Origin of the sequence: Streptomyces sp. NPDC091972, assembly GCF_044756385.1 — a bacterium.
Classification (GTDB): Bacteria; Actinomycetota; Actinomycetes; order Streptomycetales; family Streptomycetaceae; genus Streptomyces.
Genome location: NZ_JBIVSV010000025.1, coordinates 39,276 through 51,217, shown reverse-complemented (window position 1 = coordinate 51,217; position 11,942 = coordinate 39,276). Strand labels below are relative to the sequence as shown.

Here is an 11,942-nt window from a genome sequence, read left to right as displayed (position 1 = left end):
GGCGGAACTCCGTTCCGCCTTCCGGATCACTCCGTGATCCGGGGCCCGGCCTCCGGCCCGGGCCGTCCCGTACCGGCCTGCTCCGCAGTCCAGTACGGGCCCTGACGCACCCTCCGGGAGCGTCAGGAAAGCGGCAGCAGCAGGGAGGGGGGTGCGCAGTGGAGCGCAGGCACCTGCCGGAACCTGACAGACCATCAGCACAGACCTCGTGCGTCAAAGTTGAGGCCCGGATGTGTTTTGGTCTCACACCGTACCCCCTATCTCGCCCCTGAAGGTGCGTCAAAACTCAGCCCGGATGAATTCCGGGCTGAGTCCTCACTCCCTCTCCAATCCCCGAAGGGGCTTGGAGACTTACGCTACGCCGACGCGGTAAGCGGCCACGTAGTCGACGCAGGCTTTGAATGCCGTATCGAGCGCTACGCGGGCGGCGTATTCGGGGTGTGGCCAACTGTCGCAGTTGGCCAGGTCTTCCAGTGCTTCGGCGATCACTTCCAGGGAGAACACGGGGCTGACGACGTATCCGAGAGTTCCGGAGGCGTCGACTGCCCAGACATTCATTTCGTCCAAGCAGATATCCCGGACTGTGATTTCGTGACCCTGTGGGCATTCGAATACTCGGTCCGGGCGCACGCGGAAAGTCGCTGCCTCGGAGGTGCAGAAAGCACACGTGATGACGTTCATGATTTCCTCTCGATGTGTGCGACCCAGGTGACTGCCTGAACCTTGCTGGGGATCTCTCCGATTGCCTGCGCGGCGGCCCGGTAGCAGTTGGCGAGGGTGTTGTACCGGCCCTGTGCGCCTAGGCCTCGGTCGCGCTGGCCGTAGACCTGGCGGACTGCGATGTCGTGGGCGTGGCGGTCGATGACTACGGCTTCGGGGTGTTCTGGGTTTTCGATGCAGAGGTAGAACCAGCCTGTTTTCAGGGTCATGGGGAGAACTTCGGTCGGGTCGGTTCCTGCCATGATGCGGTTTGCTTTGGTGAGTGCGTCTCGGACGTGGCCGGTTGCGGTGCCGTCGGTGAATGCCTTTCGGGCGAGTCGGCAGTTTTCGGGCCACGATGTGTTTGCGGACAATGCGGCAAGTACGCCTGCCCCTTTCTTTGCGTTGCCTCCTGAGATTTCTAGGGCGATTTCGTGGGCGATTGCGTACCAGTCACGGCCACGGCGCTTTTGGTCGGGCGTGGCCGTTTCCCACTTTTCGATGATGGCGCGGGTGTATTCGCGGCGCTGTTCTTCGGTGCTCTTTACCGGGATCACTGAATTCCTCGGGCGTGCTGGATTGCGCGCAGAAGGCGGCGAGGAGCGGGCCCTTTGGGCGGCTCAACTCGCGGCGGGGCGCGGGAAAGGGTGGCCGGGCGGTGGCGCGGGGTGCTCGCCGGGCGGGGACGGGAGGCCCGGTGCGGGCCTCCCGCTGGTGTGGGTGGCCGGGTGGGTCCGGCCTGGTGTGCCTACTTCTTTGCGGTGAGGGAATTCAGTGCTTCGCGCAGGGCTGCGGCCCTGGCGCTGGATGCCGTGCAGGGCTCCAGGATTGCTCGGGCGTACGGCATCGTGGCGGCGGGAGAATAGGAGAGGGTCCTGAGGATTTCACGCGCGCCGTGAATGTCGGTGGGGTGCTTGAATTCGGCGCATTCGCACGTGGTGGTGAGATTGGCCGTGAATTCAGCAATGTGCTTTGCGTGGTCGGCGACGAGCAGGCACCCGGGGTGCCGGGTGATGGGGCGGGGCGTGGGGTCGCCGTTGCGGCCTCGGAGGTGGGACCAGAAGCGACGGCCCTGCCACCCGCACAGCAGGCACTGCATCAGCCAGGGCTGGTCGGCGCCGGGGTAGCCCGCGAGCGGCTTCCATGCCAGCTCCGCCAGCCGGGCCATAGCCTCGGCAGCCCGGACCGCGTTCGGGAGCGTCGGGCGCAGCTCGGGGATGAGATGGGTGTAGCTGCGGTGCGCGACGTCCACGGCGCGGGGGGTGTGTGCGGGCGTGAGGGGGGCGGTGGGGCGCTTGCCCTCATCGACGGCGGCCACGAGGAGTTCGGCAGCGCCGTAGCGGCTGGTGCTCCGGCCGGTGATGGGGTGGCCGGGCATGGTCGCAAACCAACTGCCGTGACGGCGGTGGATGGTCCCGGCGGGGTAGCCGTCGACTACAACGGGGTAGATCCCGGAGTCTTCACGCGCTCCGATGACGTAACGGGCCTGCTGTTCCATTGTGTTCCTTGTCTGCTTCGGTGTTTGGTTCGCTTTGCCGGTTGGGTGCCACTCCCTTCCGGCAAGAGAAACAATACCGAATTTGCCTCCCGATTTCCATTACGCAATGGATCTTTTTTATTTTCTTTTTTGGGCCGGAAATGCTTTACCGGGCCCTTTCTCGCGGGGTAGTCGGGGCGGGGTGTGGTACCGGCTGCTTTCCCGGCGGAGCCGGGACGCCCGGGCTGCGGAGCAGCAACCGGCAAGGGCGACGGAGTCGCCCGCAGCACGCGCCCGGGGTGCCGGAGGCGCCCCGCAGGGGCCGCGGAGCGGACCCTGCCGCGCGTGGCGGCGGCCGGTGGCGCACCCCGCCCCGCCCACCCCGCGAGAAAGGGGTTTGCTGCGCCCTGCTGCGCCCCGTGGCGTCCGCTGCCCCTCGGGTCGCGCGAGGGTCCGGCGAGGGCGTGGAAAGGCCGCAGCGCGGCGCCTGTGGGCCGTGTTGCGGCGGGTTATGCTGGTGTCAGTTCCTCTTCGGAGGTTCGCTTTGGCCGGTACCCCGTGCCACCCGCTTCGGCGGACTGAGGGGTGCCGGCCTTTTGCGTGCGCTGCGCTCACTGGTCGCGTGCTGTGCGGCGCCCGGCTTGTCCGGCGCCAGGCGCGGAGGCCCCGCCGACGCGCAAGCAGCGAGGACGGCGCCCCGATCCCCCGAGGCGCGCCGCCCGGCCCCCGCCCTTTCCCTTTCTCTTCTTCTCGGCTGAGGGGTGTGGGGGTGTGCAGAGGGGGATGTCGGCCTGGCGACCACGACCCAACCAGCGTGGTGGCCTGCGGGTTTGTGGGTGGGCGTGCGAGTGGGTGCGGTGGGTTGTCGGTGGGGTTGTCGGAGGGGATGTGGGCTTGGTCGGCGGCAGTGTTGTCGCTTCGTGACCGTGGTCGGGCCCTGGTGGTCGCTCTTCTGGTCGGGGGTGGCCGCTGGCCTTTCCGGTATGCGGTGCGGGCAGGAGGCCGGCGCCGCTGCCGGAAGGGGAGCGAGTGTGATCGGTGTGGACGTGGGTGGTGGGGATCGGCTGGCGCTGGCGGTGCTGGTGCAGTACCGGATGGCGACCACGGAGCAGATGCACTGGGTGATCGCGCCCGGGGTGCGGATCGAGCAGACCCGGCGGCGCCTGGCCCGGTTGCGCGAGGAAGGGCTGATCGAGCGGATCACGCTGCCGCAGGCCGGGCGCAGGCGGGTGTGGTTTCCCACCGCCTACGGGGTCAAGGTCGCCTGTGAGTGGCCTGAGCTGCGGGAGCGACGGCCTTCCAGGACGGCGTCCGATCCGACCGCGGTGCGTCTCGGGATCGGGCACGGGCTCACGGTGACTGAGACAGGGCTGGCCTTCCTCCAGGACGCCCGTCGCCGTGGCGATGTGTGCCGGCCGCTGGACTGGATGACCGAGGTCCACCATCCGATCGGCAACGCGCACGCGGTCATCCCCGACGCGCTCCTGTACTACCGGCGCGGCCCGGTCGACGGCGACAGCGGGTCGATGCTGCGGGCGTTCGTGGAGGTTGACCGGGCCACCATGGGCCCTGAGCGCCTGGCAGCCAAGCTCACCTCGTACGCCCGCCTCCACGCTTATGTCCCCACGCGTCCGGGGCGCCGGCCGACCATGCAGGAGCCGGGAGTGGAGGCGTGGAAGCGGCGCTACCCGGTGTTCCCGCGGCTGCTGTTCGTCCTGGACGGGACCGGCCCCGTCGGCGTCGAGAACCGGATCAGCGCCCTGCGCGCGGCCACCCGGGAGCTGGCCCTGTACGCCTTTCTGCGCGACGTTCCCGTCCTCGTGGCCCCGTTGACCGACCTGCTTCAGGCCGGCCCGTCAGCGCCCGTGTGGCGCCCCGTCCAGGCCCCCGGCAGCAGAGTCCCCTGGGACCTGAGCCGGGACGTGTAACCCGCCCGGCTGTGGCGCGGGCACGCGCAAGTACGCGGAAGCCGCTGCTGCCCACCGCCCATTGGGAGAAAGGCCTTGGGGCACTAGATGGGGAGGCGTCTGGTTTGCGGCAGAATCATTGGACATGACCACTGCGCAGCCAGTGACTGTAGATCCGCCCGACAGCGCGGGCGGTCGGATGGTCCGCATCCACGGAGTACCTGTCGGCAACGCCTACGGGCTCTGGGACATGGTCGTCTATCTTCAGCGGGCCGGCCTGACGGAGGGGCTGGCCGACGAAGACGAGATCGCGGCCTCCGAGCAAATCGAGTGGTTGGGCGGAGGCCCGACCATGTGGGAGCCCTGACCAGCCGGCCATTGCTCGGTTCCCTCGCTGACGTGCCTCCCTGCTTCCACGCCACCAGCCCGCGGGAAGGGTCCTCTTCCTGCGGCTGTCGCGTAGGAAGAGGTGTCGGTGTGCGGGAAGGGCTTGCCCGTACTGGGTGACCTGGTGAAACCCGTGCCACCGGGGGTGCGTGAGGTGCAACCCTCGGTGCACCTCTCGGTGCAACGGTGGGTGCACCTGTCCAGGCAACGGTGGGGCCCACCAAGGAAGCAACCTGATCAGCCGTCGGAGCCGAGGTGGTCGAAGCCTTTGAGGACGGGTGACAGTTCCTGAGCGCAGCCACACAGCACGCACAGCCGGGTACCGGGGTGTTCCGCCGCGTCCAGGGCCTGGTCCAGGTCCAGGACGGGTGCGCCGGTCGGGGCTTCCTCGCAGTCCGGCGTGTGCAGGACCGAGCGGGCCGGGCCGCGCTCCTCGCGCAGTTTCTGCAGCACCCAACCCGCGGGGCGGCGCTCTCCGAGGACCTCGCGGGCCGTCGACCGCGGTGTCCTCTCCAGGCGTTCGGTGTCGACCTGGTCGTAGTCGACGCCGTCGACCGGCCGCACATGCTCGGGGGCGCGCACCCATACCCGGTACTCCGCCGCCTCCACACCGCCGTCCTCGCTGTTGCGGTAGGCGGGCAGCCCGACCTGGTAGAGCCAGCCCGTGGGCGTCTGCTGCCGCTTCCACAACCGCGCGACGACTTCCTGGTCGGGGGTGCCGAGCAGGGGGTCGGCGGGCAGCACGAGACGGACCGGCACCGCGGCCGGCGTCGAGACTGAGTCGGAGTCGGAGGGCGGCGTCACCGCACCACCGTAGGCGGCCGTCCCCGTGGTGCGGAACGCACCGCTACCGGCGTCCTGGGCAAGCCCTTTGCCGGGGGCTTGCCCTCTCAGCCGGGCAAGCCCCCCACAGGCCCGGGCAGGCCCTGTGACCAGCGGTGGACGGGCTGTTCGGGCTCATCCCAGGGCCGTGGTCGGGTCCGTGGTCGGGGCGCGACAGGAGCTGGCGGGGGCGTACGCATTCGCGTCAGGGGGTGTCGGGCCCCGGCTCCTGCCGGGCGGGCTCCAACTGTCTCGGCTCGCTGGCCGGCCTTCTGCGCAGAGCCCATCGGCGTCGACGGACCGCGGGCGCCTCCAGCGCGGGCCGCAGCGCCCGGTGAAACGCCTCAAGGGCCCGTACGGTCCGGTCCGTGTCGGTGTAGTGCTCGGTGACCACGGTGAACAGTTCATCTGCTGCCTGCGCCAGGCCGGGCTCCGGGCGCCTGAGCAAGGGCGTGACGGCCGCCGCAAGCCGGTTCAGGGGCGCGGATAGCTTCGCGGCCGACGCCACGCTCTCGCGGTCCCACTGGGAGATGACGCCGGCGACCTCGCCATAGCCGATCATGGTGGCCGGGAATCCCCGCTGCTGCGAGGCGGCGTAGGCGGCGCCGCCCCGCACCGCCGCGTGGAACAGCACATTGAGTTTGGACCGCCAGCTCCCCCACAGGTGATCGTGCGTGTTGCCGACCACGCGCACCGCCAGGACCGCCGTCACCAGTTCGTCTGCCTGCGCCTCCAGCGCGGCGCGGTCGGCTTCGGCCTGCTTACGCTGCTCGGTGCGCAGGGTTTGCCGGTTGTTCTGCCACCCTCCGAGGAAGAGGAGACTCACGGCGCCAGCGGCGCTGAGCGCCGCGTTGAGAAGGGTGCTGTCCATGTGCACAGGGACACGCAACAGACCTCCCGGGTTCCGGAGCGCCGATCGAACTTCCGTACTAAAGGGGTCGTATTCTGCACAGCAGGTGATGAATGCCCGTCGCCCGGAACAGAAGGCACGCGATGACCACTCCCCCGCCGATCACTGAACCGGACCCCTCCGCCCTCATCTGCCCCGGCGACAAGATCGGCCCCTGTGCCGCCTGCCAGCGCAAGACACACAAGTACGGCAGCGGCGGCATCCCGCTGTGCCAGTGGTGCATGGAAGCGGCGAAGACCGCCTGGGGATCGACCGTGCGCTTCGTCAGCACGCGCCCGTAGCCAGCAGGCGAACAGGACCGCATGCCCCCAGCAACCAACAGGAGGCGAGTGCCGGGGTGGGTGTACCAGATAATCGCTGAGGAGCGTCGGATCAGCGTGGTACGACTGCTGCTTGAGGAAGTTCGAGCAGACAGGCGGTCAGAAGCGTGGGGCGACAGGAAGAAGCAATCCGAGTTGCGGACGAGCTCTTGGCCGATGTCGAGCTCAAGCGGTTGAAGGCGTCCGAGATTGTCCTGAAGGCGAGCAGACTCGCCCGGTTGGTCGGCCACACCGAGTTGATGGAATTCCTCGGATTCGAGCGCAACGGGTACCCGACCGACGGTTCTGCTAGCACATGGATCAGACGGGCGGGCCGATTGGCCGCCAAGGAGAAGAACACCTTCTACCCTGTGTCGATCGCGAAAGTGGAAGCTCACGTCGAGTCTGCCCAGAAGGCCATCGACGCTATGCGCGGCGGAGGCAACTACTCAGGCGACCACATCGCCCTCGCGTCCCAGAACCATGACCAGCGGATTCTGCAAGCATCAGCCAACTTGGGCACGTGGACCGGAATCTGCGGGCAAGTAGTCGCCACCACTTACGACATGGTTACCGAGATCTATCACGAGCTTCTCTTTAGCGATCTCCAGGCAAGTCTGTTCGCGGCGACGCAGAAGGAGGTCGACGGTTCTTTGGCCGCGGCAAGCGGGTCTGCGCTCGACAAGATCGAGCGCGTCTCCGACCGGCTCCGGGACGGAGACCCCGAGTCCGTCAGCCAAGCTCTCACCACCTGCCGCCGGTTGATCGATTCCTGCGCGGACTACGTGTTTCCGGCAAGGGATGAGCCCTACGTCATCGGAGACGGGGTCACGCTGAAGGTCGGACCGCAAAACGTGCTGAACCGACTCCAGGCTCACACTCACGTATGCGGCGCCTCCAAGAGCCGGAGGGACCGGCTTCGAAGGACCCTGTCTGATCTCTACGAGCGTTGCTCAGCAGGCACTCACGCCGAGGTCACGGTTGGCGAGGCTCGCTTCGTCTTCCTCCAGACATACATCGCCCTCGGAGAACTCATTACTCTCAACACGCCACAGACCGACGCAGCCTGACAGCTACCCCGGAGCCATTGTTGGAAGGCCCGCCCCTTTAGGCGCTGCGTGAGCGGCGTGCGGCTGTCTTCTTCGCTGCCGTCCCGTGTGTCCTCCCGCGGTCGGGACGACCACAGCCGATGAGGCACCGGACGGGAAGGGCGTCACAGGACATCCGGCTTCAGCTTCCACAAGGCGGGGTTCCGAGCGCAGGGTCGCGGTGGAAGGGATGGGGGCGTGACCTGGATTCCGCCGGAGCCGATGCTGGCCACACTGACCCGATCGCCGCAGCTCAGGGCGGGCTGGGCTGCCGAGCCTAAGTGGGACGGTTTCCGGGCTCTCGTGTCCGTCGACCAGGGTGAGGTGGTGCTGCGTTCGCGGCGCGGCACCCAGATGGCTGCCGCGTTTCCGGAGGTCGTATCCGGGGCCGGGCAGCTTCCCGATGCGACCGCGTTCGACGGCGAGCTGGTGGTGTGGGAGAACGGCCGCCTCGCGTTCGAGCGGCTCCAGGACCGGCTGCATCGCCGCGGCGCCGGCGCGGCCCGGGCGGCGGACGTGTGGCCGGCGCACTTCGTCGCCTTCGACCTTCTGCGGCTGGCGGGCACCGACACGACCGCCTGGCCCTACCAGCGTCGCCGGGCGGCCCTCAAGTCCGTCTTCGCCGCCCGCCGGCTCACCGCGCCGTGGACGCTATGCCCGTCGACTACCAACGCGGAGGTTGTGGCGCGGTGGCTGACGTGGGGATCCGTCGGGATGGAGGGCGTGATGTTCAAACGGCTCACGGACTCCTACCGGCCGTCGGCGCGGGGCTACTGGTTGAAGTACAAGCCGATCGAGACGAGCGAGGCGATCGTCGGCGCCGTCACCGGCCCGCCCACCGCGCCCCGTTCGCTGCTGCTGGGCCGGTATGACACTGGCGGGCACCTGCACTACGTCGGCCGCACCACCACACTGGCCGCGGCCGCCGGCCACGCGATCGCCCCCCTGCTCACCCCAGCCGCCGCCGACCATCCGTGGACGGGCTGGTCGTTCTCCGCCGGATGGGGCAGCCGCGAGACGCTGCTCGTCACGCTGGTGGAACCCGAGCTGGTGGTGGAAGTCGGCGTCGACGTCGCCCGCGACGCTGCTGGCCGGTGGCGCCACCCCGCACGCTGGCACCGCACCCGCCCCGACCTAGCCCCCGCAGACACCCCCACCTTCACACCGCCGTAGCACGGCCTTCGGGCTGCACTGCCCCACCCCGGCACGCGCCATCAACCACCGCTGACCTGCCTTGGTCGGGCCCGTGGTCGGGGAGTCCACCACCGTGGTCGGGGGTCGCCGCACAGCTCCTCGGTAGCTGGTCGGGGGCGGCTCACCTACACAGACGGGTGAAGGCCGCCCGGGCGGAGAACCTTTACCGGTGCTGGCGCGTAGTGCCGTGCATGAAGCCGATTCATCCCACCCACGTGGAACAGGCAGGTCTGGCCGTCGTCGAGGTCGCGGCCGCCGACGACGCGACCGCCTTCGCCGTCCAGGACCTGCTCGCCAAGCACTGCGCACTCGCGCCGGCCGACCGCACCGTCCGCGAACCCGGCGAGCCCGGCATCCGGCTACGCATGTTCCTTGACCTGCGCCAGCAGCCCGACGCGTAGCGACAGTGGATAGAGTCCTGTCGGTCCGTGCCGAACGCACTCGGCACGGGCCGTCTCCTGCCATTCACCTACGGCCGGCTGTTCTCAGCTCCCGGTCCCTGGGTCGGCGTCACGTAGCGCCCGCGCGGTCTTCTCGCAGGCGAGGGCGATGTGGTGGCGAAAGGCGTGGATCTTCGGGTTGGACACCTCGCGCCGTAGAGCCACCAGCGCCTCGATCCATTCCACGGCGTCCTCGGGCAGCGTGTAGGGCTCCCCGTTCAGCCGCTGAGCCGCGCGGGGCGCCAGCGGAACCTTGCCCTGATCCTGGAGCACGACCGTGCGCACCACGGTCTGCGTGCGTTCCACGACCTCGCGCACCGGCTCACGGCTCTGCCCGCCCTCGCTCACGGGACGCTCTGCACGCTCCTGGGCACTGCGCAGCTCCCAGGCCCGACGACGGTGCACAGGGCCGCAGTAGCGCGGTGGCCGGCCACGGCCGCTGTAGGCGACCGGCTCACCGCACCATGCGCAGGTGCGTTCCACGAGCCGCTCGGGTGTGGAGCTCTGAGCTCGCTTCCTCTGCTCGCCTAGTTTCGTCACAAACGAAACTTTAAAAGCTTGTGGGCATAGGTGTTACGGGGCCCTGGCTCCAAAAGCAGACTGCGTCCGTGTCAGGTGAATGCCATGCACTTGCACCCGGCCAGTGGTCGACCACCCGGCAGGCTGTGCGAGCGTTGTGGGTGGCTGCTCTGCGGGGCAGCCACTCACATTCTCTTCTCAAGTCCGCATTGCGGTGGCGGGGGTTGACTACGTCCACTTCGCTCGCACGGACTCCGGCTGCGGGCACCAGGCGTCAGCCGCAGCTGGCCTGTGGGGCATACCTGCCCGTCACCTCTGGCCGAACCGCTCCTTGTCGATACGCTTCGCTGCGTGAGTTCGGCGTATCGACTGATGGCGAAGGTTCCGACATGAGCAGAGTGCTGGCGGTGTACAGCGAGAAGGGCGGCGTGGGCAAGTCTGCCCTGTCCGCAGGCTTGGTCGCGGCCGCACGGAAACGGAAGCTGGACGTCATCGCAGGCGATCTGGATCCGCGGGGGACCTTCACAGCGGAGCTCGGTATCTCGGCAGACGAAGCGCCGGCGTTCTCTATGAATGACTTGCTGGCGCTGGATCCACAGGGTGAGACCGGTCTGGCCGCGGACGCGTTTGCCCCCGCCTCGGAGGCATGGTCGGGGGTTCAGGTCCTCGCCGCGGAGCGGGCGTTGGCCAACCGGGAGACCGACAACGTGGCTGTCGGCCTGGAGTTCCGGCTGCGCCTGGGGTTGAAGGGTGTGGTCAAGGAGGGCACGGTAGCCATTCTCGATCTGCCGCCTCGCGCCGGCGGGAAGCTGGTGACATCGGCGCTCGTGGCCGCCACCGACGTGGTCATCCCGGCGACACTGGACGAAGACGGCCGGATCGGTGCCAAAGAGGCACTGAGCACGATCAAGCTCGTCAAAGACTTGGGGATGAACCCCGATCTTCGGGTGGTCGGCATCATCCCGTCGATAGTGCCGGGCGGCGCCAGCAACCTGAAGGACGTCATAGGGGATTACCTGGCGGAGACGTATGGCGACCTCTACCGCCGCGATCTGACGATCCCCCGACACGCAGTGCGGCAGCAGACACGGTTCGCCTGCGTGCCCATCACCGATGCGTCCGGCCGTGAGGCTCAGGCGCTCACCGACGTTTACGACCGAATCCTCACGGCATCAGGAGTGGAAGCGTGAGCAACAAGCTCATTGCAGCGGGAAGCAGCCGCCTCAAGAAGGCCGCCGACTCGTCTGTCGACCCGGCGGTACCCGCGGAGCTGCAGAAGGTGGCTGCGCAAGCCGCGTCGACCGGCACGTCCACTCCGGAGACCAGCATCTTCGCCCACGGCCGGGTTCTGAGCGCCGACGACATCACCGGCACCCCTGAGGAGCAGCTTGCCTTCATCACAGACCGGCTGCACGAGATCGACCTCGCGGGCGCACGTGCCGAGGACTTCACGGTCCTGAACAAGGCGGTGCTCCTTGAGGTCGCCCGGGAGCGGGAGCTCCACGTGGTGGCCGGCCACAGCAACTTCTCGGTGTGGGCGGCGGATGTGCTCGACGTCGAGCCGAAGTACGTGTTCGAACTGCTGCAGGATGCGGAACGTATCCGTGCTATCAGCGAGTTGGGTCCCGATCTCGCTCAGCACCTGACGCGGGCGTCGGCCCGCAAGGTCATGGCGGAGGTCATCAGCAATCAGGGCCTGGAGACAGCCCAGGTCGTTATGTCCGAGGGATTGGCCAAGGCTGCGGAGCAGGGCAAGCGGCGTCCGACCGCCGCCGTGCTCGCCTCGATCGCCAAGGAGCTGACTGCACCCTCTATTCCGGCGCAGGAGTCGAGGTCAGAAATTTCTGACCCTCCCGCTGTACCGTCGGCACCTTCGGAGATCACAGCTCTGGAGCGGGCGGTCGCTTCACTGAAGGAGCGTGTGTACGCCCCCTTGGCGCCCGCCGCGGTGCAGGCAGCACTGGAGGTTGACCCGGAGGCTGCGCGGGTCAGCTTGACGGCGCTGGAGAAGGAGCTGGGGCGCGTAGCGAAGCGACTGGCCGCCGCACAGCGCGCCTTCGCCTCAGCCCAGGAACACGCTTCCGCGTAAGACTCTGTGGACAAGGTCAGAAATTTCTGACCCGAGCGCCTTCCTCATCGAGGGCCGGAAACGCAAGAAGGCCCGTACTCCCCGCGCGTTCGCGGAGGTACGGGCCTTCTT

At 68.3% G+C, this 11,942-nt stretch carries 14 protein-coding genes; 8 read left to right on the top strand and 6 right to left on the bottom strand.

The genetic code is table 11. From position 1 onward, the window contains the following. Positions 1 to 351 precede the first annotated feature (351 nt). The 3 genes from ACIQJT_RS41055 to ACIQJT_RS41045 all read right to left on the bottom strand — a co-directional run bounded on the left by ACIQJT_RS41055 (position 352) and on the right by ACIQJT_RS41045 (position 2,197). Positions 352 to 681 carry a hypothetical protein gene (locus ACIQJT_RS41055; protein WP_402650584.1) on the bottom strand — a complete coding sequence of 110 codons (330 nt, stop codon included), beginning with the start codon at positions 679 to 681 and terminating at the stop codon, positions 352 to 354. Beyond that, positions 678 to 1,256 (bottom strand): hypothetical protein, encoded by a 579-nt coding sequence (locus ACIQJT_RS41050; RefSeq protein WP_402650583.1) that lies wholly within the window; start codon positions 1,254 to 1,256, stop codon positions 678 to 680. The genes ACIQJT_RS41055 and ACIQJT_RS41050 overlap by 4 nt, the downstream gene beginning before the upstream one ends. 191 nt (positions 1,257 to 1,447) lie before the next feature. Beyond that, complete coding sequence (locus tag ACIQJT_RS41045; protein ID WP_402650582.1) at positions 1,448 to 2,197, bottom strand: hypothetical protein; 750 nt, start codon at positions 2,195 to 2,197, stop codon at positions 1,448 to 1,450. Positions 2,198 to 3,207: 1,010 nt separating this feature from the next. Here ACIQJT_RS41045 and ACIQJT_RS41040 point away from each other — a divergent pair. Next, positions 3,208 to 4,104: a replication-relaxation family protein gene (locus tag ACIQJT_RS41040; protein ID WP_402650581.1), complete on the top strand. Its 897-nt coding sequence runs from the start codon at positions 3,208 to 3,210 to the stop codon at positions 4,102 to 4,104. A 124-nt stretch (positions 4,105 to 4,228) separates the two neighbouring features. Beyond that, complete coding sequence (locus ACIQJT_RS41035; RefSeq protein ID WP_402650580.1) at positions 4,229 to 4,450, top strand: hypothetical protein; 222 nt, start codon at positions 4,229 to 4,231, stop codon at positions 4,448 to 4,450. Positions 4,451 to 4,707: 257 nt separating this feature from the next. Here the strand turns inward: ACIQJT_RS41035 and ACIQJT_RS41030 are convergent, their stop codons facing one another. Together ACIQJT_RS41030 and ACIQJT_RS41025 are read right to left on the bottom strand one after the other, a co-directional pair. Continuing rightward, a complete protein-coding gene (locus ACIQJT_RS41030) occupies positions 4,708 to 5,274 on the bottom strand; it encodes a DUF6233 domain-containing protein (protein WP_402650578.1) in 567 nt (188 codons plus the stop codon). A gap of 223 nt (positions 5,275 to 5,497) precedes the next feature. Continuing rightward, a complete protein-coding gene (locus ACIQJT_RS41025) occupies positions 5,498 to 6,163 on the bottom strand; it encodes a hypothetical protein (RefSeq protein WP_402650577.1) in 666 nt (221 codons plus the stop codon). Positions 6,164 to 6,285: 122 nt separating this feature from the next. On the opposite strand from ACIQJT_RS41025, the gene ACIQJT_RS41020 reads away from it, so the two are divergent. The 4 genes from ACIQJT_RS41020 to ACIQJT_RS41005 all read left to right on the top strand — a co-directional run bounded on the left by ACIQJT_RS41020 (position 6,286) and on the right by ACIQJT_RS41005 (position 9,184). Then, positions 6,286 to 6,483 (top strand): hypothetical protein, encoded by a 198-nt coding sequence (locus ACIQJT_RS41020; RefSeq protein ID WP_402650576.1) that lies wholly within the window; start codon positions 6,286 to 6,288, stop codon positions 6,481 to 6,483. A gap of 188 nt (positions 6,484 to 6,671) precedes the next feature. Further along, the gene (locus ACIQJT_RS41015) at positions 6,672 to 7,571 is read left to right on the top strand and encodes a hypothetical protein (RefSeq protein ID WP_402650575.1); all 900 of its coding nucleotides are present in this window, start codon (positions 6,672 to 6,674) and stop codon (positions 7,569 to 7,571) included. A gap of 216 nt (positions 7,572 to 7,787) precedes the next feature. Next, complete coding sequence (locus tag ACIQJT_RS41010) at positions 7,788 to 8,762, top strand: ATP-dependent DNA ligase (protein ID WP_402650574.1); 975 nt, start codon at positions 7,788 to 7,790, stop codon at positions 8,760 to 8,762. Between the two features lie 212 nt (positions 8,763 to 8,974). Further along, complete coding sequence (locus ACIQJT_RS41005; RefSeq protein ID WP_402650573.1) at positions 8,975 to 9,184, top strand: DUF6207 family protein; 210 nt, start codon at positions 8,975 to 8,977, stop codon at positions 9,182 to 9,184. Between the two features lie 84 nt (positions 9,185 to 9,268). Here the strand turns inward: ACIQJT_RS41005 and ACIQJT_RS41000 are convergent, their stop codons facing one another. Then, positions 9,269 to 9,628, bottom strand: coding sequence for a hypothetical protein (locus tag ACIQJT_RS41000; protein WP_402650572.1), 360 nt, complete (start codon positions 9,626 to 9,628; stop codon positions 9,269 to 9,271). A 503-nt stretch (positions 9,629 to 10,131) separates the two neighbouring features. On the opposite strand from ACIQJT_RS41000, the gene ACIQJT_RS40995 reads away from it, so the two are divergent. Further along, on the top strand, positions 10,132 to 10,932 hold the full coding sequence (locus tag ACIQJT_RS40995) for a ParA family protein (protein ID WP_402650571.1): 801 nt from the start codon (positions 10,132 to 10,134) through the stop codon (positions 10,930 to 10,932). After that, a complete protein-coding gene (locus ACIQJT_RS40990) occupies positions 10,929 to 11,831 on the top strand; it encodes a hypothetical protein (protein WP_402650570.1) in 903 nt (300 codons plus the stop codon). The genes ACIQJT_RS40995 and ACIQJT_RS40990 overlap by 4 nt, the downstream gene beginning before the upstream one ends. Positions 11,832 to 11,942: the final 111 nt, after the last annotated feature.

Bases quoted from the DNA above. Each gene is read 5' to 3' on its own strand.
- ACIQJT_RS41055 (WP_402650584.1), bottom strand. From the start codon at position 681: ATGAACGTCATCACGTGTGCTTTCTGCACCTCCGAGGCAGCGACTTTC.
- ACIQJT_RS41045 (WP_402650582.1), bottom strand. From the start codon at position 2,197: ATGGAACAGCAGGCCCGTTACGTCATCGGAGCGCGTGAAGACTCCGGG.
- ACIQJT_RS41035 (WP_402650580.1), top strand. From the start codon at position 4,229: ATGACCACTGCGCAGCCAGTGACTGTAGATCCGCCCGACAGCGCGGGC.
- ACIQJT_RS41025 (WP_402650577.1), bottom strand. From the start codon at position 6,163: ATGGACAGCACCCTTCTCAACGCGGCGCTCAGCGCCGCTGGCGCCGTG.
- ACIQJT_RS41020 (WP_402650576.1), top strand. From the start codon at position 6,286: ATGACCACTCCCCCGCCGATCACTGAACCGGACCCCTCCGCCCTCATC.
- ACIQJT_RS41005 (WP_402650573.1), top strand. From the start codon at position 8,975: ATGAAGCCGATTCATCCCACCCACGTGGAACAGGCAGGTCTGGCCGTC.
- ACIQJT_RS40995 (WP_402650571.1), top strand. From the start codon at position 10,132: ATGAGCAGAGTGCTGGCGGTGTACAGCGAGAAGGGCGGCGTGGGCAAG.